The following is a 22,176-nucleotide window of genomic DNA, read 5'->3' on the forward strand; positions in this document are numbered from 1 at the left end:
AGGAAGTACCCATCATGTTCCGCCGGCGCGAGCCCGTCCCCTTCGCCTTCCTCGCCGAGGCCGACCGGTTCCGTAGCAATGTCGCTCCCCCGCCCTCCGAGCGGTCCTCCGCCGGTCAGATAGCCGGCCGGTGGCTGTTGGGGCTCACCATCGTGGCCGCGCTGGTGGGCTCCCTGGTCATCGGGATGCCGGCGCTGAGCCTGGACCACTCGGCGCAGTCACAGCAGTCGCAGGCGTCCCAGGGACGCTGACGCCATCCGGCCCCCGATGGTGGTGAGCCGGGACACAGACGGATAACCTCACCGGGCACAGCCCACGCATGGACGAGTGAGGACCAGCCGTGCCCCTGCCCTTCCTGACGGCCGACCGCGCATTCGAGGCGGCGGACGACGTCGCGCTGCCCTTCGAGGACCGTGAGCGCTGGCGGCGCCCCTACCGGCCCGGACCCTGGCGGGTCGGGGTGGCCGCGTTGGCGCTGCTGCTCGCCTCGTACGTGCTGTTCGCGGCCGTCATCATCGCGCTGACCGGGTCGATGTCCGAGGCCGGCGCGGTCTTCGGGTTTTCCCTGCTCGTGATCGCCGCTGCCCTGCGATTGCTGCGTATGGGGGTGTGGGTCAGCGACCGCGGGCTGCGGCACGTGCGGTTCCTCCTCACCCGCACACTGCCCTGGGAGCGGGTCGTGGCGGTGCGGACCGTGCAGCAGCCGGTGCGCTGGCTGGGGCTGCCGCGGACCGTCCAGGGGCAGGCCCTGATCATGGGACGGCGGGACCGCCCCGAGGAGGCCACACAGATGCTGACCACGCACGGCGCGGACTTCCTGGCGCGTGCCGAGGCGTTCGACCGGGCGGCGGACGCGATCGAGGCGTGGGCCGCGGAGAACCGGCGCGGCTGATCCCCCGGACGCCGATCCGACATCCGGCCGTACGTCGAAGGGGCCGGTCCGCCACAGGTGCGGGCCGGCCCCTTCGTCGTACGACTCAGACGGTCTGCACCGGCTTGCCGTCGTGCAGGCTGATCGCGCGTTGCATCGCCTTGCGGGCCCGCGGCGTGTCCCGGGCGTCGTGGTAGGCGACGGCGAGGCGGAACCAGGTGCGCCAGTCGTCGGGGGCCGCCTCGGTCTCGGCCTTGCGCCGGTCGAACACCTCGTCGGCGGAGTCGCGGTCGACGCGGCCGCTCGCGGTGCGCTTCAGTTCGTCGACGGGCAGTCCGCCCTCGGCGTCGAGTTCGGCGGCGAGGGCGTTGGCCCGGCGGACGAACTGGGTGTTCTTCCACAGGAACCAGACGCCGATGACCGGCAGGATCAGCACCGCCACCCCGAAGGTGACGGTCAGGAGTGTGCCGGCCTGGATGAGCATGACGCCGCGGCTGCCGACCAGGGCGAAGTAGAAGACCAGGACGGCGGCCGTGACGGCGTAGGAGAGCTTGGCGCGCATGTCAGCCTCAGCCGAGATCGAGGAAGTTTTCCAGGCCGAAGGTGAGGCCCGGAGTCGACACCACCCGGCGGGCGCCCAGCAGGATGCCCGGCATGAAGCTGCTGTGGTGCAGCGAGTCGTGGCGGACCGTGAGGGTCTCGCCCTCGCCGCCCAGCAGCACCTCCTGGTGGGCCAGCAGCCCGCGCAGCCGGACGGCGTGCACCGGGATGCCGTCGACGTTCGCGCCGCGCGCCCCGTCCAGGCCCGTCTCCGTGGCGTCCGGCGCCGGGGCCGTGCCCGCCTCGCGACGGGCCTCGGCGATGAGCTGGGCGGTGCGCGTGGCGGTGCCGGAGGGCGCGTCCACCTTGTTGGGGTGGTGCAGTTCGACGACCTCGACGGACTCGAAGTACGGCGCGGCGATCTGCGCGAACTTCATGGTCAGGACGGCTCCGATGGAGAAGTTGGGCGCGATGAGCACGCCCGTCCCCGGAGACTCGGCCAGCCGGTCCGTCAGGTGCGCGAGGCGCTCCTCGGTCCAGCCGGTGGTGCCGACCACTGCGTGGATGCCGTGCCCCACGCAGTAGTCGAGGTTGTCCATGACCGAGGCGGGCGTGGTCAGTTCGACCACGACCTGGGCGCCGTTCTCGGTCAGCGTCTCGAGCTTGTCGCCGCGGCCGAGGGCGGCCACCAGCTCCATGTCCTCGGCGGCCTCGACCGCCCGTACCGCCTCGGAACCGATCCGGCCCTTGGCGCCGAGGACCGCCACGCGCAGCTTGCTCATCTGTTGTGCTTCCTTACCGAAGTTGCCGAAGGCCTGTCGAAGAGGGTCAGGCGACCGCGTCGTGCAGCCGGGCGGCCTGTTTGTCCTTGAGCGGGCCGATGACCGACAGCGACGGGCGCCGTCCCAGGATGTCGCGGGCCACCGACCGGACCTCGTCCGGGGTCACGGCCGCTATCCGGCTCAGCATGTCGTCGACCGACATCTGCTCGCCCCAGCACAGCTCGCTCTTGCCGATGCGGTTCATGAGCGCGCCGGTGTCCTCCAGGCCGAGGACCGTGGAGCCCCTCAGCTGGCCGATGGCGCGGACGATCTCCTCGTCGGACAGACCCTGCTCGGCGACCTGGTCGAGTTCGTCCCGGCAGATCTTCAGCACGTCGTGCACCTGGCTCGGGCGGCAGCCCGCGTACACGCCGAAGAGGCCGCAGTCGGCGAAGCCGGAGGTGTACGAGTACACGCTGTAGGCCAGGCCGCGCTTCTCGCGGACCTCCTGGAAGAGGCGGGAGGACATGCCGCCGCCGAGGGCCGTGTTCAGCACCCCGAGCGCCCAGCGCCGGTCGTCCGTACGGGCCAGACCCGGCATGCCGAGGACGACATGCGCCTGTTCCGTCTTGCGGCCGATCAGCTCGACGCGGCCGGCCGAGCGGATCGCGCGCAGGCCGTCGCGCGGGGCGATGGGCGTGGCGTCCGGGTTCTTGAAGGCGCCCGCCTTCTCGAAGGCCGCGCGGACCTGGCGTACGACCTTGTTGTGGTCGATGTTGCCGGCGGCCGCGACCACGAGGTGGGTCGGGTCGTAGTGCTTCTTGTAGAAGCGGCGGATGCGGTCGGCGGTGAGGGCGTTGACCGTGTCGACGGTGCCGAGGACCGGGCGGCCGAGGGCGTTGTCGCCGAACATCGTGTGCGCGAACAGGTCGTGCACGCAGTCGCCGGGATCGTCCTCGGTCATCGCGATCTCCTCGAGGATCGCGCCGCGCTCGACGTTGACGTCCTCCTCGCGGATGAGGGAGCCCGTGAGCATGTCGCAGACGACGTCGATGGCGAGCGGCAGGTCGGCGTCGAGCACGCGCGCGTAGTAGCACGTGTACTCCTTCGCCGTGAACGCGTTCATCTCGCCGCCGACGGCGTCTATCGCGGAGGAGATGTCCAGCGCGGACCTGCGGTTCGTCCCCTTGAAGAGGAGGTGCTCCAGGTAGTGCGTGGCGCCGTTCAGGGACGGCGTCTCGTCGCGGGAGCCGACGTGCGCCCAGATGCCGAAGGTGGCGGAGCGGACCGAGGGGAGGGTCTCGGTGACGATCCGCAGGCCGCCCGGAAGGGTGGTCTTGCGGACGACACCGATGCCGGCCGTGCCCTTGATCAGGGTTTGGGTACGGGCGACGGCCCGCGCCTCCGAAGAGGTGCGGGCCGTCGCCTGTGAGTTACTCGACGTCACTTGTCGGTGTCGTCCTTCGTGTCCTCATCAGCTTCCTCGCCCTCGATCACGGGGATCAGGGAGAGCTTGCCGCGGGAGTCGATCTCGGCGATCTCGACCTGGACCTTGGAGCCCACACCGAGCACGTCCTCGACGTTCTCCACGCGCTTGCCGCCGGCGAGCTTGCGGATCTGCGAGATGTGCAGCAGACCGTCCTTGCCCGGGAGCAGCGACACGAACGCACCGAAGGTGGTGGTCTTGACGACCGTACCCAGGTAGCGCTCGCCGACCTCCGGCATGGTCGGGTTGGCGATGCCGTTGATCGTGGCGCGGGCGGCCTCGGCCTGCGAGCCGACCTGGGCACCGATGTAGATGGTGCCGTCGTCCTCGATCGTGATCTCGGCGCCGGTGTCCTCCTGGATCTGGTTGATCATCTTGCCCTTCGGGCCGATGACCTCACCGATCTTGTCCACGGGGATCTTGACGGTGATGATCCGCGGGGCGTTCGGGGACATCTCGTCCGGCGTGTCGATCGCTTCCATCATCACGTCGAGGATGTGGAGGCGGGCGTCGCGGGCCTGCTTGAGGGCCGCGGCCAGGACGGAGGCCGGGATGCCGTCCAGCTTGGTGTCGAGCTGGAGGGCGGTGACGAACTCCTTGGTGCCGGCGACCTTGAAGTCCATGTCGCCGAAGGCGTCCTCCGCACCGAGGATGTCGGTGAGGGCGACGTAGTGCGTCTCGCCGTTGATCTCCTGGGAGATCAGGCCCATGGCGATACCGGCGACGGGGGCCTTGAGGGGCACACCGGCGTTCAGCAGCGACATGGTGGAGGCGCAGACCGAGCCCATGGACGTCGAGCCGTTGGAGCCGAGGGCCTCGGACACCTGACGGATCGCGTAGGGGAACTCCTCGCGCGTCGGCAGGACCGGCACGATGGCGCGCTCGGCGAGGGCGCCGTGGCCGATCTCGCGGCGCTTCGGGGAGCCGACGCGGCCGGTCTCGCCGACGGAGTACGGCGGGAAGTTGTAGTTGTGCATGTAGCGCTTGCGGGTCACCGGGGAGAGGGTGTCCAGCTGCTGCTCCATCCGGAGCATGTTCAGGGTGGTGACGCCCAGGATCTGGGTCTCGCCACGCTCGAACAGCGCCGAACCGTGCACGCGCGGGATGGCCTCGACCTCGGCGGCGAGCGTACGGATGTCCGTGACGCCGCGGCCGTCGATGCGCTTCTTCTCCTTGATCACGCGCTCGCGGACCAGCTGCTTGGTGAGCGAGCGGTACGCGGCGGAGATCTCCTTCTCGCGACCCTCGAACTCCGGCAGGAGCTTCTCGGCGGCGAGCGCCTTGACGCGGTCCAGCTCGGCCTCGCGGTCCTGCTTGCCCGCGATGGTCAGCGCGGAGGTGAGCTCCGGGCGGACGGCGGCGGACAGCGCCTCCAGGATGTCGTCCTGGTACTCGAGGAAGACCGGGAACTCGCCGGTCGGCTTCGCGGCCTTGGCGGCGAGGTCGGCCTGGGCCTTGCAGAGCACCTTGATGAAGGGCTTCGCGGCGTCCAGACCGGAGGCGACGACCTCCTCGGTCGGCGCCTCGGCGCCGCCCGCGACGAGCTGGATGGTCTTCTCGGTGGCCTCGGCCTCGACCATCATGATCGCGACGTCGCCGTCCTCCAGGACGCGACCGGCGACGACCATGTCGAAGACGGCGTCCTCGAGCTCGGTGTGCGTCGGGAACGCGACCCACTGGCCGTTGATCAGCGCGACGCGGACGCCGCCGATCGGGCCGGAGAAGGGCAGACCGGCCAGCTGCGTGGACGCGGAGGCGGCGTTGATCGCCACGACGTCGTACAGGTGGTCGGGGTTGAGCGCCATGATCGTGGCGACGACCTGGATCTCGTTGCGCAGGCCCTTCTTGAAGGACGGGCGCAGCGGGCGGTCGATCAGCCGGCAGGTGAGGATGGCGTCCTCGGAGGGGCGGCCCTCACGACGGAAGAAGCTGCCGGGGATCTTGCCGGCGGCGTACATCCGCTCCTCGACGTCCACCGTGAGGGGGAAGAAGTCGAGCTGGTCCTTGGGGTTCTTGGAGGCGGTGGTGGCCGACAGCACCATGGTGTCGTCGTCCAGGTACGCCACGGCGGAGCCGGCGGCCTGCTTGGCCAGGCGGCCCGTCTCGAAGCGGATGGTGCGGGTGCCGAAGGTGCCGTTGTCAATGACGGCCTCGGCGTAGTGGGTCTCGTTCTCCACTAGCATTTTCTCCGTTACTTGTCGTCTTTCGTCCCTCGCTGCCCGTGTGGCAGGGGGACGGCTGCGGAGAAACGCTCGGTGCGGGCCGGTCTTCGATCGAAGCACCCGGGGTTCTCTCTCCCGGGGGCCACTACCGAGGACCGGCGGCGGCTAGGCGCGCTTCTCCTCGTTCGGTGGGCGTGGTGACGTTCACCCGCAGCGAGTGCACGTCATCACGCTGTGTCGTACGTATGGCGTTGTGCTACCACACTACAAAGCGTTGGTGACACTCCGCACGTTCCGCACGGCGACAGGGCGTACGACGGCCCCGTCGTCGGCGTGTGTCCGTATGTGCCGGTGCGTACCAATGTGTACCGGTACGTACGGCAAAGGGGAGCGGTCCCGATGGTCCGGGAACCGCTCCCCCTCACGGCGTGCTACTTGGCGCCCGCCGCACCACGGCGGATGCCGAGGCGGTCGACCAGGGCACGGAAGCGCTGGATGTCCTTCTTGGCCAGGTACTGGAGAAGGCGGCGACGCTGACCGACCAGGATCAGCAGACCACGACGGGAGTGGTGGTCGTGCTTGTGCGTCTTGAGGTGCTCGGTCAGGTCCGAGATCCGGCGGGACAGCATGGCGACCTGGACCTCGGGGGAGCCGGTGTCGCCCTCCTTCTGGCCGAACTCCGTGATGAGCTGCTTCTTCGTAGCGGCATCGAGCGGCACGCGTACTCCTCGTAGTCTTTGAGTGGCCACCGAGTGCCCCCGGTCTTGGTCTCGGGGGAGCTTCCGTTACTCGGGTGGCGGGGATCCGCTGGGCGCGGCCTCCGGAACCTTCAGGGACTCCCTGAGGGTGTTTCCGGGGGTGCGTACACAAACGGCCGAAAGCCAGGGTAGCAGGCCGGGGCAGCGGGCCCGCCCGGGATATCGCGGCGGGCGCTCGGCCCGTGCCGCGCCGTGCGGGGGCAGTGTACGGGCGACGACGCCGGGCCGGAACGTAAAAGAGGAACCTCTGAGCTGGGGGAACGCCGGCAAGTACGCTGGCGCCACAGCTCGTTGGAACAGCGGGAACTCAGGGGAAAGGGTCGGAGCCGACATGGCCGATGCCGAGGACGAAGACGTCAAAGCGCGCAAGGAGCGGGAGCGGGACGAGCTGTACGCGCTCGACATCTCCGGCGTCGAGTGGCAGTGCGCCCCGGGCACGGAGGAGCACGAGGAGCGCGTCGAGATCGCCTACCTGCCCGCGGGGGCCGTGGCGATGCGGTCGTCGCTCGACCCGGAGACGGTGCTGCGCTACACGGAGGCGGAGTGGCGGGCCTTCGTGCTGGGTGCCCGGGACGGCGAGTTCGATCTGGAGCCGGCGCCGCACGACGGGGGATCTGCCGCGCGATAGGGGGTCGGTGGCCGGTAGGGCTTCTGCCGGCCGACTCCTACGGGGCCGACGGCCGGTATGGCTCCCGCCCGGCCGACTCCTACGGGGCCGACGGCCGGCAGGGGTCGGCCACCGCTCGTCCGCACCGCGTGCGGCGCCGAGCCCGGGCCGGAGCCGGTGACGGTGTGGCCGGGCGGGGTGCGCCGCGGCTCGCGCCCGCCGTTCCTTCCCGGCTGCCGACGGGTCAGCCCGTCATCGACCGGGCCGCCGCGTACACGTCGAAGACGGCCAGTGCCAACGGAACGAGCGTCAGCAGGACGAAGCCCTCGGCGAGCTCCATGAAGCGGCCCCAGAACGGCGTGAGGCCGCCCCGCGAGCCGATCAGGCCGATCGCGGTGACGATCGCGGACGCCGCCGCGATCGCCGCGACGAGCCAGACGGTACGGATGTCCAGGTCGGTGCGGTCGCCCGTCAGCGCGTCGCGGATCACCGAGTGCGGCGGGTTCAGCGCCAGACCGAGCCCGAGCAGGACGAGGGAACCGAGGCCCGCGGCCAGTACGGGAGCGACCTGGGCGGTGTAGCGGAACAGGTGGGCGCGCATCAGCAGAGCGATGCCCGCGGCCAGCGCGAGGAGCCGGGCCCAGACGTCGTCGGAGAACCCGAGGACCGCGCAGGCGCCGACCGTGATCACCGCGCAGCCGCCCACCAGGCCGACCAGGAGTTCGTGTCCGCGGCGGGCCTGGGCGGCGATCCGCTCGGCGTCGACCGGCTCCCGCGGAGCGGGATCGGTGCCGTACGCGCTGCGCGGGGCGGTGGCCGGGGCGTCGAAACCGATCGGCAGCCGGGCGAAGCGCATGGACAGACCGGGCAGGAAGGCCAGCGCGCCCACACCGACCGGGGCGCACAGGGCGGCGGTCTCGGCCGGGGTCCAGTGCGCCAGGACCGCCGCGAACACCGCCGCCAGGCCGACGCCGGAGGCGACCACGAAGGCCACGAACGGACCGTCCCCACGAGGGGAGCACAGGGTGAGCAGCACAGCGGCGAGCAGCACAGCGGCGCAGGACAGCAGGAACGACAGCCTGCCGACGCCCTGGCCGTCGGCGAGCGGGAGGAGTCCGGAGCCCGCCACGCCCACGTTGGGCAGCGCGCCGAGCCCGAGGGCGACGGCGGAGCCCCGGTCGTCGTAGACGCGGGCCCGGACACAGGCGAGGGCGACCAGCAGGACACCGACGACCGCGGCGAGGATGCCGGGCAGGCTGTGCATGTCGTGACGCGGGTCGCCGCTCCAGGCGACGAAGGCGAGCAGGGCCGGCAGGACCCCTCCGCCGACGAGGCCCGCGGCGCGGGTCAGCTCACCGCTCCACAGGGTGTGCTCGCGCGTCACGGCCGAGGCGACCGCCTCCGACACGTCGTCGAAGACGGCGGGCGGCAGCGACTCGGAGAAGGGGCGCAGCGTGAGGAGCTCGCCGTCGAGGATGTGCTGGGCGGCGAACGAACGGGAACTGTCGAGGACGGTGCCGTCCCGGCGGACGAGGTGGTAGCCGACCGGAGCGCCCTCGGCGGGGCTCTGCCGGGAGAGCCTGAGGATCTCCGGGTGGATGTCGGCGACGGGGACGTCGTCGGGCAGCGCCACGTCGATCCGGCTGTCGGGGGCGACGATGGTGACCCGGCAGAAGCCGAGCCCCGTCCCCGCCGCGGGAGCGGCTCCGGTGCCGCGCCCTTCTCCGGTGGCTGCCGCGGAGGCCGCGATACTCACCTGCTGCTCCCCCTCAGTGATGGTTCCGCGTCGGCGTGTGCGGTGTCGCGTGCGTTCGGTGTCGCGTGTTCGATGTCGCGTGTTCGATGTAGGTGGGCGGTGTGAAGGTTCCGCGTCGACTGCTGCGCGGCGCGGCCCGCGGGTGTGCTCACGCGAACATCCGGCACCCTACCGCCCCTTGGTCGGACAGGCAGTCAGTAGGATCACGCGGCGGCCTGCGTCCGTCCGGCACGGGGCGGCGGACGAAGTCATCCGGGGTCGCGCAAGGGGATTCGGGGCCTCGCAAGGGGATTGGTGAGCAGTGAGCCACATCGTCGTGAAGCGCCAGCCACGGGTGCTGCCGTCCGAGGTGCCCACCGGTGAGGTCGTTGTGCAGCCTCCGCCGGAGCTGCCGCGGGGCCATCAGGAGAGCGTGCTGATGCAACTGCTGCCGACGCTCGGCATGGGCGGCTCGGTGGTCTTCTTCTTCACGAGCGGGCAGCCGTTCATGCGCATCATGGGCATGGTCATGATCGCCTCGACCGTGGCCATGTCGATCGCGATGGTGGTGCGCTTCCGGCGCGGCTCGCAGGGGCAGTTGGCGGATCTGCGCCGCGACTACCTGAGCTACCTGGCGCAGACCCGGCGTACCGCGCTCGACACCGCGCGGGCGCAGCGTGACGCGCAGTACTACCTGCACCCCTCCCCCGAGCAGCTGTGGGCGCTGGTCGCCGAGGGCAGCCGGGTGTGGGAACGGCGGCCCGGGGACGAGGACTTCGCCCAGGTGCGCGTCGGCCTCGGCGCCCAGGCCCTCGCCACCCCGCTGATCGCTCCCGAGACCGGCCCGGTGGAGCAGTTGGAGCCGCTGACCGCGGGCGCGCTCCAGCGTTTCCTCGCCGTCCACGACAGCCTCGACGACCTGCCGATGGCCGTCTCGCTGCGCGCCTTCTACCACGTCACGGTCAGCGGTGAGCCGCGGTCGGTGCGCTCCTGCGTCCGTGCCCTGGCCGGTTCGCTGGCCGCGCTGCACTCGTCCGAGGACCTGGTTCTCGTCGTCGCGGCGGGCCGGGAGGAGCTGCCGCACTGGGAGTGGGCGAAGTGGCTGCCGCACGTCCAGGCGTCGGGGGCCGTGGACGGCGCGGGCAGCCGCAGGCTCATCGGCGCAGACACCCGTGAACTGGAGAACCTGCTCGGGACTCGGCTGACGGGCCGCCCACGGTTCCATCCGCACGCGACGCCGCTGCCCGACGAGCCGCACATCGTCGTCGTCCTCGACGGCGTCTCCCTGCCCCCGGACTCGGTTCTGGCCAATCCCGAGGGGCTCCAGGGCGTGACGGTCCTCGAGATCGTCCCCGGTGGGCCGACGGGGGCCGGCGGCGAGCTCGACATCGTCGTACAGCCCGGCGTGCTGCGGCTGGAGTCGGGGCACGGAGCCGTCTACGAGGGGACGCCCGACGCGCTCTCCCCCGAGTCCGCCGAGGCGCTCGCCCGGCAGCTCGCCCCGCTGCGGATGGCGTCCGGCGGGGACGACGACGAGCCGCTGCTGGCCAACCTGGAGTTCACCGACCTGCTGAGCCTCGGGGACGCCGCGTCCGTGGACACCCGGCGCACCTGGCGGCCGCGTTCGCTCGCGGAGCGACTGCGGGTGCCGATCGGGGTGGGCGAGGACGGCCGTCCGGTGATGCTGGACCTCAAGGAGGCGGCACAGGAGGGCATGGGGCCGCACGGTCTGTGCGTGGGCGCGACGGGTTCCGGCAAGTCCGAGCTGCTGCGCACGCTGGTGCTGGGCCTGGCGGTCACCCACTCCTCCGAGACGCTGAACTTCGTGCTCGCCGACTTCAAGGGCGGCGCGACCTTCGCCGGCATGGCGCAGATGCCGCACGTGGCGGCCGTGATCACCAACCTGGCGGACGACCTGACGCTGGTGGACCGGATGGGCGACTCCATCCGGGGTGAGCTCAACCGCCGCCAGGAGCTGCTGCGGGACGCGGGCAACTACGCCAACATCCACGACTACGAGAAGGCGCGGGCCGCGGGAGCCGCCCTTCAGCCGATCCCCTCGCTGGTCCTGGTGATCGACGAGTTCAGCGAACTGCTGACGGCGAAGCCGGACTTCATCGAGATGTTCGTGCAGATCGGCCGGATCGGCCGCTCGCTCGGCGTGCACCTGCTGCTGGCCTCGCAGCGCCTGGAGGAGGGCCGGCTGCGCGGCCTGGAGACCTATCTGTCGTACCGCGTCGGTCTGCGCACCTTCTCGGCGGCGGAGTCGCGGGCGGCGCTCGGTGTCCCCGACGCGTACTCGCTGCCGAACGTGCCGGGTTCCGGCTTCCTGAAGTTCGGCACCGACGAGATGGTGCGGTTCAAGGCGGCGTACGTGTCCGGGGTCTACCGCTCGGGCGCTCAGCGGACGGCGCCGGGAGGCGGCCCGCTGCCGGTGGACCGGCGGCCGGTGCTGTTCACCTCGGCGGAGGTGCCGGTGCGGTACGCACAGGTGCCGCAGGCCCGCCCGTCCGGCGATGCGGAGGTCGACGACGCGCTGGCGGACACCGTGCTCGACGTGGTCGTGCGCCGGCTGGAGGCGCAGGGCCCGGCGGCGCACCAGGTGTGGCTGCCGCCGCTGGACAGCCCGCCGTCGCTGGACGCGCTGCTGCCGGGACTGACGGCGGTACCGGGGCGCGGCCTCACCCAGCCGGGGTACGAGGGCGCGGGCCGGCTGGTCGTGCCGGTGGGCCTGGTGGACAAGCCGTTCGAGCAACGCCGTGACTCCCTGTGGGTGGACTTCTCCGGCGCCGCGGGCCACATGCAGATCGTCGGCGGCCCGCAGTCCGGCAAGTCGACCCTGCTGCGCTCGCTGATCTGCGCCTTCGCCCTCACGCACACGCCGCACGAGGTCCAGTTCTACGGCCTCGACTTCGGCGGCGGCGCGATGGCGTCGGTGGCCGGCCTGCCGCACGTGGGCGGGGTCGCCTCCCGGCTCGACCCGGAGCGGGTACGGCGCACGGTGGCCGAGGTGTACGGCGTGCTGACCCGCCGTGAGGAGTACTTCCGCTCGGCCGGCATCCCGTCGATCGCGGAGTTCCGGGCCAGGCGGGCCCGCGGGGACATCTCGGTCACGGACCAGCCCTGGGGGGATGTGTTCCTGATCGTCGACGGGTGGGGCAACTTCCGGTCCGAGTACGAGGTGATGGACCAGGTGATCCTCGACATCGCGGCGCGCGGCCTCGGCTACGGCGTCCACCTGGTGCTGACGGCCTCGCGCTCGATGGAGGTCAGGGCGGCACTCAAGGACCAGCTGATGAACCGGCTGGAGCTGCGGCTCGGCGACACGATGGACTCCGAGATCGACCGCAAGGTCGCCGCGAACGTCCCGGCGGGCGTGCCGGGCCGCGGCCAGTCGCCGCAGAAGCTGCACTTCATGGGGGCGGTGCCGCGCATCGACGGCCTCGCCTCGGACACGGACCTCGCCGACGCCACGCAGGCGCTGACCGCGGAGGTCTCCCGGCAGTGGCAGGCGGCGCCCGCGCCGGAAGTCCGGCTGCTGCCACGGGAGTTCCCGGCCGAATCGCTGCCGCCGGGCGGCAGCTTTCCGCGCCGTGGGGTCGCCTTCGCCCTCGACGAGGACCGGCTCGAGCCGGTCTACGTCGACTTCGAGCAGGATCCGTTCCTCCTCGTCTTCGGCGAGAGCGAGTCCGGCAAGTCGAATCTGCTGCGGTTGCTGATCAGGCAACTGACCCAGCGCTACTCGGGCGACGAGTGCAAGATGTTCGTGGTCGACAACCGGCGGTCCCTGCTGGACGTGACGCCGGAGTCCCATCTGGCCGAGTACATCCCGATGTCCAACGCCATGGACCACCACATGGCCGCGCTGGCCGACCTGATGAAGCGCCGGGCGCCGACGGCCGAGGTGACGGCGCGGCAGCTCCGGGACCGCAGTTGGTGGCGTGGACCGACGGTGTTCGTCGTCATCGACGACTACGACCTCGTGGCGACGTCGAGCGGCAATCCGCTGGCGGGACTGACGGAACTTCTGCCGTTCGCCCGGGACGTCGGGGTGCGGTTCATCATCGCGCGGTCGACGGCGGGCGCGGGGCGGGCGTCGTACGAGGCGTTCATGCAGCGGATCAAGGAGCTGGGCGCCCAGGGTGTCGTACTGGCGGGCGATCCCGGAGAGGGGGACCTCCTCGGCGGGGTACGGCCTCGGCCGATGCCCGCGGGGCGGGGGATCTTCGTCTCACGACGACGGGGGAAGCCGTTGGTGCAGGTGGGGTTGGCGCCGGAGGGGGTGTGACGGGCGGATGTACTCGCCACGGATCCAAGGACTCGGGACGAACGTCACTGCCATGACTCCCGATCTCAGGACGGACGTCTGATGCGGGACCCCGGCCGCACCTGCCTCATGCCCGCGCAAGGATCCACCCGTCCAGAGAGGTCCCTGACCTTGCAGTGCGCACCGCTCCCGCTCTCCACTACGCTTCGACGTCTTGCAATCCTGACGGCGTCGCTCGCTGTCGGGACCGCCTTGTCCGGATGCTCGAGCGGCGAGGAGCGGGAGTATTCCCTCCCGCAGTCCCTGTGCGGGGTGTCCGTGGACCCCGACCTTCTGGCACCGTTCCTGCCGCCCGGAGAAAAGGTTTCCACCCGACAGACCACACCCAACGGTGGAACCCAGCGTTGCAACGTGAGCGTCGACGGTGAACTCGCCCTTGTAGCAGGCCGATTGTGGTGGGAGAAGACAGGAAGCCTGGTCGACGTCGCCGCCGTGCACGCTCAGGTCAACAAGGGAGACGTGATCACCGGCGACGAGTTTCTCTATTCGGGGACCGGCGCGGTCGGGAAGGTCGAGGGATGCACGGATTCGACTCACCCGGACCAGGCTCTCTTCACCGTTCTTCAGGTCTTCGCCTCCGGTCGTGAGAGCTCGTCCACGATGAAGCGCCTTGTCACCGAATTTACCGGGCAAGTTCAGGCGGGGAATGACTGCACCTGACACCGACTTGGGCTCAACTCGATCCTCAGGATGCCAGCGCAGGAATGTACGTACCTTCCTCCCGGCGTCTGTCCTGCACCAGCTCCGCCGCTCACGAGGGCACCACCGAAGTGCGCGTCAGCGGAGACATCCGGCCACCAAATCCCGCCGCCACCGCCACCACCGCAGACCTCTTCTCCTCGAACGGCTGAACCGCTTGGGGCTTCCGGTTGGCCGACGCACCCGGCCGTCTACCACCTCGTACCCGGGCAATTGAGCCACCTGACTTCCGGGACGCCGCTACCAGGCGGACGGCGGTGAATTGGGGAAAGTAGGGTGAGATCCGTGAACTCACTTGAACGGGGTTCATGGATCTGGCCTGTTGGTGGATCGGCGGAACTGTCCGGTTGGACGGACGAGCTCACGTCCAAGGACGGCTTCACATCTGTCCGAGGGGCTTCACGGGGACACGGGGAAGGGGCTCACGCATGGCGTGGGAAGAGTGGGAGCAGCTCAAGAGTGCGGCGGCCGATCAACATGCGGCCCACATGCAACTGAACCACGTCCCACTCGACCCGGGTGGTGGTACCGGCACTCTGGTATCGAACAAGCCTGCCTGGTCCAAGGCCGGCCAGGACGTCGGTTCGCTCCGTCAGGACATCGACAAGGCGATGGCCAAGTTGACGGACGGCCAGAAGGGCCTCGGCGAGGACGCCGGCTGCCTGACCGCCGCGGCCCAGAAGGATGTCCACGACTCGTGGGAGACCTACGTCAAGAGCGTGAGCGGACGCTGCGGGAAGCTCTCGGGTCTGCTGGAGAAGGCGGGCAGCGACCAGCTGAAGACCGATGAGGCGATCGAGGTCGAGATCGGCAATCTGACGGTGGAGTACGCGGACACTCCGGCCGTCGGCGGTCAGGAGAAGGGGCGGTAACGAGACGTCATGGACCTCGCAACGCTCAAGGCCCTCAAGCCGACCGAGTACTCGGAAGCCGCCGATGGATACCGCAGCACCTCCGACATGGCGAGCGCGGCAAAGGACCGCGTCGAGAACCAAATCGCCGTGGCCATGCGGAACTCGCTGAAGGGCGAGGCCGCGACTGCGGCGATCAAGCAGTTGGGGGAGCTGGGCAAGAACTTCCACTACATCCAGGTCGAGTGCGGTCTGGTCAGTACGGCTCTCGAAGCCTTCTCCTACGAGGTGGCGGCTGCCAAAAGCAAGCTCGACGCGGCACTCGACGGCGCGCAGGCCGCCGCCCTCACCGTGCACGCCGACGGTTCGGTGTCGTACCCGGCGGGCGGGGAGAAGAACGCCGACGGCAAGATCCCCGACGGCGGCACGGTGAGCGGCCTGACGGACGGCACGGCCGCCGCAGTGGGCCGTCAGGCGGCAAACTTCGACCCCAACCCCCATCACCGCCTCGCCCAGGACTACGCCGACCAGATCGCCGTCGCGCTCAAGGAGGCCACAGAGGCCGACGAGAAGTGGGCACCGAAGCTGCGGGCGTTGAAGGCGGACGACGACCTCACTGTGTCCGAAGGCGACTGGGCCGACGCGTCCTCCGACACGAGCGGTGTGCGCGACGCAGGCAAGAAGTACCTCGACTCCCTTCCCCGGCCCCCCAAGGGCGGCAGCCCCAAGGACAACGCGGAGTGGTGGAAGGGGCTGGACGCGGAGCAGCAGGCGGCCTGGATTTCCATGCGTCCCGATTCCGTGGGGGCGCTCGACGGACTACCTGCCACGGTCAGGGACGATGCGAACCGGATGGTGCTTGCCGAGGCCCACGGCGTCGCAACGGGGCAGTACGACGACTGGCTGAAAAAGCACCCGGAACCCACGCACTTCCAGCCCTACATCGACCCCTATACGGGAACCGTGATGAAGGGCGTCAATGTGGAAACACAGGAGTGGAAGGAATGGGAAGAGAGCCGTAAGAATGCTCACAAGTCCCTCGACGGAATGAACGCGATTCAAAAGCGCTTCGATGCGACCGGCACGAACGGACTGCCTGAGGCGTACCTCCTGGGATTCAGTACCGAAGGCGACGGCCGCGCAATCGTCGCCAACGGGAATCCGGACACCGCGGATCATACGGCGGTCTATGTTCCGGGTACGACGGCGGAGCTGGGAAACGTCGAGGGAAACATCAACCGAATGGAAAACGTCTGGCGGGCCGCTCATGACGAAGCTGACGGGAAATCTGTATCCACGATCACGTGGCTCGGTTACGACGCCCCTGATGACGTGGTCAAGGATGCCCCCTTCGAACACTACGCGTACGACGGCGCTCCGGCTTTCCGGGATTTCATGGACGGACTCGATACATCACATTCCGCCGATTCACCGTCGCATACCACCGTGATCGCTCATTCATACGGCACGACCCTCGTCGGCGCCGCCGCTTCTACGGGGCAGCTCAACGCCGACGACATCGTCTTCGCCGGCAGTCCTGGCGTCAAGGTATCCGGTGCGGATGAACTGGACGTCCCCAATGGGCACGTATGGAACGAAGAGGCCGACGGAGACGTGGTTCCGGACGTGGGCCGCTGGGGTCACGGCGGGGACGGGTTCATCATCCCCAGCGATCCGGACTTCGGCGCCAACCAGATGACCACGGACACTGAAGGACACAGTGGTTACTGGGACAGGGACGCAGACTCGGGCACGAACTCGCAAAGTCTGGAAAATCAGGCCTTGGTCGTTGTCGGAAAGGGCGATGACGCGCCCCTGAAGCCACCACCGGACCCATGGGCGCACGTGAAGTAGATAGGCCGGAAACCCTGTCCGACGAACTAAGGCCCCTTGACGTGAAAATCAAACTGAGCGCTCCCCTACCTACCGTCCCCCTCGCCTTCGCCCTCGCCTTCGCCACTCTCACCGGATGCAGCATGACTGACAACGATTCCAACGAAATCCCGTCCGCTGGTACGAGCACCTCGCGTGATGCCTCGAATGCGCTGGAAAAAGTATCCAGTGGTATCTACGACCTGATCGGCGTCAAGGGAAAGGCTTCCGATACTCAACCGGGAGTTATGGACTGTTCGGGTAGGGACACGAAGACCTATTTCCGAGTATTCCATCCCTGGAGCTTCTACCCCACCTCGGCGAGCGACCTCGACATTGCCATGGAGCGACTCAAGACGGAGCTGCCGAAAAATGGATGGAAAATCGTCAATTACGGGCCGGATACCAGCAAGAACAAGAACATCAATCTGACCGCCGATAACGACAAGCTGAAGGTAGGAGTCCACATCACTCAAATGGCGAAGAATAACCCGCCAAAACTGAGCCTGGACCTCGTATCCGGCTGCTATGAGGTCCCTGACGGCGAAGAGGTCGAACGCTTCTGACGACTCAGCTCCGCAGAACGGCGCTGACAGAACGGAACAGCGTGTTACAACACCGAGGTGGGCACCTCCCGTGCGTGCCCACCCCGGTGTTGTGACATGCGGGCACTGCTACATGAAGTAGCTGGCGCCCTTCAGGTCGCCGCCGCGGTAGTCACCGCCGGCGCCGTGGACCTGGTGCGAGATCTGGAGCAGCGCCGCGTGGATGCCACGCGCGTGCTTGTTCCACTCCTCGCTCTTGCTCTGGAACTGCTGGAACGCCTCGCCGCCCCAGCCCGAGGACACGTTGAGCACGGCCTGCCTCAGCGCTTCGAGGTCCTCCTCGAGCTTCCTGGCCTGGTCGCCGAGTTCGGTGGCGAGCGCGTCCATGGTGCCGTAGGTGACGGCGAGTTCCTCGTAATGGGCTCCGGACATGATTCCCCTCGTTTCTGTGAAGACTTCAGCCGGACTTCGCCGGATCGGTCAGTCAGTAGCTGTTGAGCGCCGAAGTCTTTCCGCCGAGATCCTCGACCGAGATCTTGTTCATGTCGGCGGTGATCTGGTCTTCGAGGTTCTGCTTGTCGGTCTTCGTCATGTGGATGCCGTCGAGGAAGTCGTCGAGCATCTTGCCGATCGCGACCATATGGCCGTTGATCTCCGTCTGCTTGGTGTTGAAGGCGTTGGCACCCTGGCCCGTCCACGCCCTCTCGATCATGTCGATCGTGCCTTGCAGTTTCGCGAGGGAGCCCCGGATGTTGTCGTAGCGATCGATGACTTCCTTCTGGAGCTTCTGTACATCGCCGTCGTTTAGCTTGCGGTCGACCATTTCGGCACTCCCTTTCGTGAGCTGTGGTTCGTCAGGTGTGGGTCATGTGGCTCGCCGAGAGCGGATCACCGCGAAGGCTCCGCCCCCGATCACCAGGACGGCCGCCGCCGCTCCGAGCGCGATCCACATCGTGCTGTTGTCGGAGGTGTCCGAGGTTGATGCCGCCGCCGAGGTCCGGCCGGCTGACGTGGCCTTCGAGGGCGGGGAGGAACTTGGCGCGGATGCGGAGGGCGAGTTGCCCGCCTCGTCCGTGACGCCCGTCGCGTTCTCCCTGGCGAGCGGGTCGGTGTTGGCCGCGCCGGGGTTGAAGTTGCTTTGCTCCAGCACCATGCGGGGACGGATCAGTCCGTAGCCGAGGTACGTGCTCGGGTCGTCCTTCGCCCAGTCGCGTCCGGCGGTGTCGATCAGGCTGGCGAGGACCTGGTTGGCCGTCCAGTCGGGGTGGGCGGACCAGACTAGGGCGGCGGAGGCCGAGGCGATGGCGGTGGCCATACTCGTGCCCACGCCGTCGCAGTACTCGCGGAACGTGGCGTCACACCAGGTCGGGACGTCGAGGCCGGGGGCCGCCATGTCCACGTAGTTGCCGTGCTCTGAAAACGCTCCGACTTTACCCGACTCGTCAGAAGCGGCGATGCCGACGACGTATGGGTAGGCGGCCGGGTACCCGATGAAGTTCTTGGTCTCCGCATCATTTCCTGTACCGGCGATCATCAACTTTCCTTTGGATTGGGCGTACTTGATCGCCGCAGCCACTTCAGGAAAATCGACATCAATACCGAAGGACATGTTAATGATCTTGGCGTCGCTGTCAGCCACAGCTCTGATCACCGCCGCTGGGTCAGGGGCTTCCTTCTTGTCTGCCTCACTCTTCAGCCCCTTGAGTGCAATCCGATACGGAACGATCTTCGAATCCGGAGCGAGGCCCTTCAGGCCACCCCCAGCACCAGTACCAGCGATAAGTTCCGCCATACTGGTGCCGTGCCCCAGGTAGTCCACAGCTGCCTTATAGCCGACAGCCTTCGGCACTTCACCAACGAGCACTTGCCCTTTCAGCGAAGGAGTGTCGGGGTTCACTCCCGAATCGATAACGGCCACCTTGATGCCCTTACCGGTGCTCACCTTCCACATCTCGTCAGCCCTCATCGCCGACAGGTACCACTGTCGGGACTGGACGTCGGCGGCCGCCGCACTCGGAGCCAGACCTGCCGACATGACGCACAGGGCACCCAGTGCTGAACAAACGGTGGAAACCCGTCTCCCATTTCGTTCCACGAAAGACGCGCGTTGCCTGCCGCGTCGGCGGATCCCTGCCACCATGCTTCTGTCTGTCCTCGCTCTTGTCCGGTCAGTCGGTCGATGACGCTTCGTCGCGCCGCTCGTCACGGCGTGAACCTCTCTCGCCGGAAGCCGGGTTGCCTGTGGGGCCACGGGTCACGCCGATGCCGCCGCCGGACGTACGCCCGCCGTTCCTGGATCCGGGAGTTCGTCCCTTCGTTGTTCCAACCACACCGTCAGGACTGCTGACGGTGCGACGAGATGTTGGCCCCGCGCCCGTCATCGAACTCGTGGCACCGATTACCCCACGCTGGCCGGGCTTCTCCCCCGTGGGGCGTGAGACGGGCGCGCTCTCACCGCCGATGACCGTGCCGCGCGGCAACCTGGGAGCATTCCTCACGGGGTTGGCCCCGGTGACAGGCTTCCCACCGACGACGCCGTTGGCAGGACGTCCGGAGCCTGCACGACGCGGATTCGTGGCACCCATCCCGTTGACAGGACCGCGTGGGACACCGCCGGCCTGCTTGGCCACCGGTCCCCCGCTCTTCGCCGCCCCGCCCACCACCCCCCGTCCCATGGGGCCGGCCGTACGGCCGCCGGCCTGACCGGGTGCGGCGGTACGGTTGATTGGCCCCACGGGATTAGTACCCGTACGCCCCGAAGGGCGGCTCGGCACACCGCCGGCTCGCCCCTGCGCGGAGGTGGGGGCCTTGGCTCCGGGCATGCCCGCAAACCCTGAGGTACGCCCCGCCTGTCCTCGCAACACAGGGGAGCTTCCGACAGGGCCAAAGGGAGCAACCGCTCCCGCCGGTGTTCCCCCAGGTCCTGCCGTAGCAGGCGGGGTGACGGTCGTCGGCTTGACTGTGTCTTGCGGCGGCGATGCATCGACACTGTCGATCTCGGTGCCAATGGTCCGCTCCGGAGACCTGACGGCGTCGTCCACACTCTTGTGGGACGACGGCAACTCCTCCGCCCGCGGTCGCTCCACCTCGGTGTTCACAGAGTGCTGGTTTGTGACTCCTGAATGAGCCACGCTGGAAAGCGAATCGTGACCCGGCGGCGGCTTATACGGATCCCCCAAGGACGGCGGCGGCACCGGCACGCCCACGCTTGGCATCTCCGGAAAAACCGGCTCCTCCGCCAGTTCCATCATCCCGCTCGACACCGTGTAGAACGACGCCAGCCGGTACATCTGGTTGATGGCTTCCTGGCGGTCCTTCTCCGCCTTGACCGCTGCCGTGTACTCCTCGTTTCCTTCGACCCGTTGGGGTGTCGGGATGTCGTCGACCTTCTTGGGGTCGACGCGGCTGTCACGCGGCGGCATCGACTTGCGTACGGAGGCGAGGCCGGAGCTTGCTGCCAGGACCTGGGTGCCGACCTCGTCGGTGTAAGTGGCGAGCGCGAGGGCGGTGGTGGTGAGGTTCATGCCCCAGGTGTAGAAGGCGGTGTGTGCCTCGCCCTCCCAGTCGACGTTGCCCAGGTTGCGGCTGAGTTCGTTGGCGGCTTCGTTGATGGCGTCCCGGGCGTCGACGAGGGCCGTGGCGGCGCTCTCCAGGGTCTCCGGATTCGCCGACTCGACGATGTCGATCATGGCGTTGAGGTCGTAGCCCTCGAAGCTGGTCTTGCCGAAGCCGCCAGGGCTGCTGAGGGAGCCGGGGCTGATGACCACGGCTTTGTTCACCGCGTCGTCCACGCCGCTGTTCTGCTGAACGGCTTCCTGGCGCTCCGACTGGTAGTGGTCCGACTTCTTCTTGTGGTCGGCCATCAGTACCCCGCGTCGGTGTGGTCGGCGTCGTTGGTCCGCTCGGTCTGCTTGTTGAGCGCCTCTTCCCGGTCACGGTTGACCTCGGTCCGGATCTCGTGGAACCGGTACCGAAGGTCCTCTTCCAGGTTGTCGAAGGTGACGTCCACGCCGTGCACGGCGATCTGCATGGCCTCCAACTGGAGCCCGAGGGACTTGGAGAGGGTCGTGATGCGTTCGTGGACGCGCTCGTACTGGAGGTGGAGATCCTTTGCCTCCGGGAACTGCCCCGCTCCGAACGTGGCCTCCGACAGGCTGTGCCCGCCGACCTTGGCCGAACCGCCGGCCGACTTCTCGAAGGCCGTGAGCAGGTCGTCCACCCGCTTTTTGAACGTCGAGAGCGCCATGTATCCGCGCCGTACGTCGGTGGGGCCCCCGCCCATGTCCGCAGGAATCACGCCAACCACTCTCCCCGTTTTCCGCCGCCCGTCCCGGACGGAACCGCCCACGCCTTTCAAGTGTTCATGACCGCAACGCAACCACTGTAATGACTCCCTCTGACAGCCCCAACTGCCTTATGCAACAACCCTGCCACTGCTGGAGCACAAGCGGCCCATTCCTCACGTTCGGGCCGTTTTCTCCTGCATCCAGCGTCGGGCGCCGACTTCGCTCGGGTACTCGCGAACCGTGAGCCAGGCGGTCAGCCAGCCGACGAGGTACGCGGCGAAGGCCGGCAGGACGGGGGCCGCGAGAAGGGCCAGGCCGCGGCCTGCGGCGGCCCGGCCCGGAGCGCGGCTGTTGTGGTCGCGTTTGGCCCGGCGGGTCTGCTCGGGAGTGGGCGGGTTCAGGAGGCCTTCGTGATGGCCCCGGCGTTGCTTGACCCAGCCCAGGACCAGGGCCGCGCAGGACACGGCGACCTGGACGCCGTCGCAGATCGTGCGCACGGTGGGGGGCATTTCGCTGCGGAACCCCTCGTAGAGGCTGATCGCCATGAAGCAGACCGCGGCCATCACCAGGATCAGGAAGACGGTCGTGCGGGCGCGGCACAGCCAGTAGAGCGGGCCGCGCCGGTACCAGGTTCTGCCCAGCTTGGGCAGCGCGGGGATCTGGAGGGTCATGGCCT

The 22,176-nt window shown here is 68.6% G+C and carries 21 protein-coding genes; 9 read left to right on the forward strand and 12 right to left on the reverse strand.

Annotated features, from left to right (window positions below; all coding sequences use genetic code 11):
• Window positions 1-14 precede the first annotated feature (14 nt).
• Both OHU34_RS11840 and OHU34_RS11845 read left to right on the forward strand, forming a co-directional pair.
• On the forward strand, window positions 15-251 hold the full coding sequence (locus OHU34_RS11840) for a hypothetical protein (RefSeq protein WP_230194494.1): 237 nt from the start codon (window positions 15-17) through the stop codon (window positions 249-251).
• A gap of 89 nt (window positions 252-340) precedes the next feature.
• Window positions 341-892, forward strand: coding sequence for a hypothetical protein (locus tag OHU34_RS11845; protein ID WP_142266465.1), 552 nt, complete (start codon window positions 341-343; stop codon window positions 890-892).
• Window positions 893-977: 85 nt separating this feature from the next.
• On the opposite strand, the gene OHU34_RS11850 is transcribed toward OHU34_RS11845, so the two are convergent.
• The 5 genes from OHU34_RS11850 to rpsO all read right to left on the reverse strand — a co-directional run bounded on the left by OHU34_RS11850 (window position 978) and on the right by rpsO (window position 6,539).
• Window positions 978-1,433, reverse strand: a complete 456-nt coding sequence (locus OHU34_RS11850) for a hypothetical protein (protein WP_020128571.1) — start codon at window positions 1,431-1,433, stop codon at window positions 978-980.
• A gap of 7 nt (window positions 1,434-1,440) precedes the next feature.
• On the reverse strand, window positions 1,441-2,193 hold the full coding sequence (gene dapB, locus OHU34_RS11855) for a 4-hydroxy-tetrahydrodipicolinate reductase (protein ID WP_142266464.1): 753 nt from the start codon (window positions 2,191-2,193) through the stop codon (window positions 1,441-1,443).
• A 46-nt stretch (window positions 2,194-2,239) separates the two neighbouring features.
• Window positions 2,240-3,619, reverse strand: a complete 1,380-nt coding sequence (locus OHU34_RS11860; RefSeq protein ID WP_230194495.1) for a pitrilysin family protein — start codon at window positions 3,617-3,619, stop codon at window positions 2,240-2,242.
• Complete coding sequence (locus tag OHU34_RS11865) at window positions 3,616-5,835, reverse strand: polyribonucleotide nucleotidyltransferase (protein ID WP_142266462.1); 2,220 nt, start codon at window positions 5,833-5,835, stop codon at window positions 3,616-3,618. Before OHU34_RS11865 ends, OHU34_RS11860 begins: the two co-directional genes overlap by 4 nt.
• Window positions 5,836-6,251: 416 nt before the next feature.
• Window positions 6,252-6,539 (reverse strand): 30S ribosomal protein S15, encoded by a 288-nt coding sequence (gene rpsO / locus OHU34_RS11870; RefSeq protein ID WP_020128575.1) that lies wholly within the window; start codon window positions 6,537-6,539, stop codon window positions 6,252-6,254.
• A gap of 370 nt (window positions 6,540-6,909) precedes the next feature.
• Between rpsO and OHU34_RS11875 the strand changes: the two genes are divergently transcribed.
• Window positions 6,910-7,206: a DUF397 domain-containing protein gene (locus OHU34_RS11875; protein ID WP_142266461.1), complete on the forward strand. Its 297-nt coding sequence runs from the start codon at window positions 6,910-6,912 to the stop codon at window positions 7,204-7,206.
• A 223-nt stretch (window positions 7,207-7,429) separates the two neighbouring features.
• Here the strand turns inward: OHU34_RS11875 and eccD are convergent, their stop codons facing one another.
• Window positions 7,430-8,941 carry a type VII secretion integral membrane protein EccD gene (gene eccD / locus OHU34_RS11880; protein ID WP_200839827.1) on the reverse strand — a complete coding sequence of 504 codons (1,512 nt, stop codon included), beginning with the start codon at window positions 8,939-8,941 and terminating at the stop codon, window positions 7,430-7,432.
• 301 nt (window positions 8,942-9,242) lie between these two features.
• Between eccD and eccCa the strand changes: the two genes are divergently transcribed.
• The 6 genes from eccCa (at window position 9,243) to OHU34_RS11910 (ending at window position 17,235) form a co-directional block, all read left to right on the forward strand.
• On the forward strand, window positions 9,243-13,208 hold the full coding sequence (eccCa, locus tag OHU34_RS11885; RefSeq protein WP_405766220.1) for a type VII secretion protein EccCa: 3,966 nt from the start codon (window positions 9,243-9,245) through the stop codon (window positions 13,206-13,208).
• Window positions 13,209-13,505: 297 nt separating this feature from the next.
• Window positions 13,506-13,907: a hypothetical protein gene (locus tag OHU34_RS11890; protein ID WP_230194498.1), complete on the forward strand. Its 402-nt coding sequence runs from the start codon at window positions 13,506-13,508 to the stop codon at window positions 13,905-13,907.
• Window positions 13,908-13,951: 44 nt separating this feature from the next.
• The gene (locus OHU34_RS11895) at window positions 13,952-14,098 is read left to right on the forward strand and encodes a hypothetical protein (protein WP_230194499.1); all 147 of its coding nucleotides are present in this window, start codon (window positions 13,952-13,954) and stop codon (window positions 14,096-14,098) included.
• A gap of 276 nt (window positions 14,099-14,374) precedes the next feature.
• A complete protein-coding gene (locus OHU34_RS11900; protein ID WP_230194500.1) occupies window positions 14,375-14,818 on the forward strand; it encodes a hypothetical protein in 444 nt (147 codons plus the stop codon).
• Between the two features lie 9 nt (window positions 14,819-14,827).
• Window positions 14,828-16,651 carry an alpha/beta hydrolase gene (locus OHU34_RS11905; RefSeq protein ID WP_230194501.1) on the forward strand — a complete coding sequence of 608 codons (1,824 nt, stop codon included), beginning with the start codon at window positions 14,828-14,830 and terminating at the stop codon, window positions 16,649-16,651.
• The gene (locus tag OHU34_RS11910; protein ID WP_405766224.1) at window positions 16,633-17,235 is read left to right on the forward strand and encodes a hypothetical protein; all 603 of its coding nucleotides are present in this window, start codon (window positions 16,633-16,635) and stop codon (window positions 17,233-17,235) included. Before OHU34_RS11905 ends, OHU34_RS11910 begins: the two co-directional genes overlap by 19 nt.
• A gap of 108 nt (window positions 17,236-17,343) precedes the next feature.
• Here the strand turns inward: OHU34_RS11910 and OHU34_RS11915 are convergent, their stop codons facing one another.
• The 6 genes from OHU34_RS11915 to OHU34_RS11940 all read right to left on the reverse strand — a co-directional run bounded on the left by OHU34_RS11915 (window position 17,344) and on the right by OHU34_RS11940 (window position 22,171).
• Window positions 17,344-17,646: a WXG100 family type VII secretion target gene (locus OHU34_RS11915; protein ID WP_020128583.1), complete on the reverse strand. Its 303-nt coding sequence runs from the start codon at window positions 17,644-17,646 to the stop codon at window positions 17,344-17,346.
• A 52-nt stretch (window positions 17,647-17,698) separates the two neighbouring features.
• Complete coding sequence (locus OHU34_RS11920) at window positions 17,699-18,037, reverse strand: WXG100 family type VII secretion target (protein WP_020128584.1); 339 nt, start codon at window positions 18,035-18,037, stop codon at window positions 17,699-17,701.
• Between the two features lie 42 nt (window positions 18,038-18,079).
• Window positions 18,080-19,249: a S8 family serine peptidase gene (locus tag OHU34_RS11925; protein WP_405766226.1), complete on the reverse strand. Its 1,170-nt coding sequence runs from the start codon at window positions 19,247-19,249 to the stop codon at window positions 18,080-18,082.
• A gap of 133 nt (window positions 19,250-19,382) precedes the next feature.
• Window positions 19,383-21,077 (reverse strand): hypothetical protein, encoded by a 1,695-nt coding sequence (locus OHU34_RS11930; RefSeq protein WP_405766229.1) that lies wholly within the window; start codon window positions 21,075-21,077, stop codon window positions 19,383-19,385.
• The gene (locus OHU34_RS11935) at window positions 21,077-21,511 is read right to left on the reverse strand and encodes a hypothetical protein (RefSeq protein WP_230194505.1); all 435 of its coding nucleotides are present in this window, start codon (window positions 21,509-21,511) and stop codon (window positions 21,077-21,079) included. The genes OHU34_RS11930 and OHU34_RS11935 overlap by 1 nt, the downstream gene beginning before the upstream one ends.
• A gap of 162 nt (window positions 21,512-21,673) precedes the next feature.
• Complete coding sequence (locus tag OHU34_RS11940; protein ID WP_142268091.1) at window positions 21,674-22,171, reverse strand: hypothetical protein; 498 nt, start codon at window positions 22,169-22,171, stop codon at window positions 21,674-21,676.
• Window positions 22,172-22,176 lie beyond the last annotated feature (5 nt).

Source organism: Streptomyces sp. NBC_00080, from assembly GCF_045041255.1.
In the GTDB taxonomy this organism is placed as follows: domain Bacteria; phylum Actinomycetota; class Actinomycetes; order Streptomycetales; family Streptomycetaceae; genus Streptomyces; species Streptomyces coriariae.

What these genes read in the sequence shown, in the direction of transcription:
- OHU34_RS11910 (WP_405766224.1), top strand. Translation starts at nt 16,633, where the DNA reads ATGGGCGCACGTGAAGTAGATAGGCCGGAAACCCTGTCCGACGAACTA.
- OHU34_RS11840 (WP_230194494.1), top strand. Translation starts at nt 15, where the DNA reads ATGTTCCGCCGGCGCGAGCCCGTCCCCTTCGCCTTCCTCGCCGAGGCC.
- OHU34_RS11850 (WP_020128571.1), bottom strand. Translation starts at nt 1,433, where the DNA reads ATGCGCGCCAAGCTCTCCTACGCCGTCACGGCCGCCGTCCTGGTCTTC.
- OHU34_RS11905 (WP_230194501.1), top strand. Translation starts at nt 14,828, where the DNA reads ATGGACCTCGCAACGCTCAAGGCCCTCAAGCCGACCGAGTACTCGGAA.
- OHU34_RS11915 (WP_020128583.1), bottom strand. Translation starts at nt 17,646, where the DNA reads ATGTCCGGAGCCCATTACGAGGAACTCGCCGTCACCTACGGCACCATG.
- OHU34_RS11895 (WP_230194499.1), top strand. Translation starts at nt 13,952, where the DNA reads ATGTACGTACCTTCCTCCCGGCGTCTGTCCTGCACCAGCTCCGCCGCT.
- OHU34_RS11900 (WP_230194500.1), top strand. Translation starts at nt 14,375, where the DNA reads ATGGCGTGGGAAGAGTGGGAGCAGCTCAAGAGTGCGGCGGCCGATCAA.
- OHU34_RS11925 (WP_405766226.1), bottom strand. Translation starts at nt 19,249, where the DNA reads ATGTCGGCAGGTCTGGCTCCGAGTGCGGCGGCCGCCGACGTCCAGTCC.
- OHU34_RS11920 (WP_020128584.1), bottom strand. Translation starts at nt 18,037, where the DNA reads ATGGTCGACCGCAAGCTAAACGACGGCGATGTACAGAAGCTCCAGAAG.
- OHU34_RS11940 (WP_142268091.1), bottom strand. Translation starts at nt 22,171, where the DNA reads ATGACCCTCCAGATCCCCGCGCTGCCCAAGCTGGGCAGAACCTGGTAC.
- OHU34_RS11930 (WP_405766229.1), bottom strand. Translation starts at nt 21,077, where the DNA reads ATGGCCGACCACAAGAAGAAGTCGGACCACTACCAGTCGGAGCGCCAG.
- dapB (WP_142266464.1), bottom strand. Translation starts at nt 2,193, where the DNA reads ATGAGCAAGCTGCGCGTGGCGGTCCTCGGCGCCAAGGGCCGGATCGGT.
- OHU34_RS11875 (WP_142266461.1), top strand. Translation starts at nt 6,910, where the DNA reads ATGGCCGATGCCGAGGACGAAGACGTCAAAGCGCGCAAGGAGCGGGAG.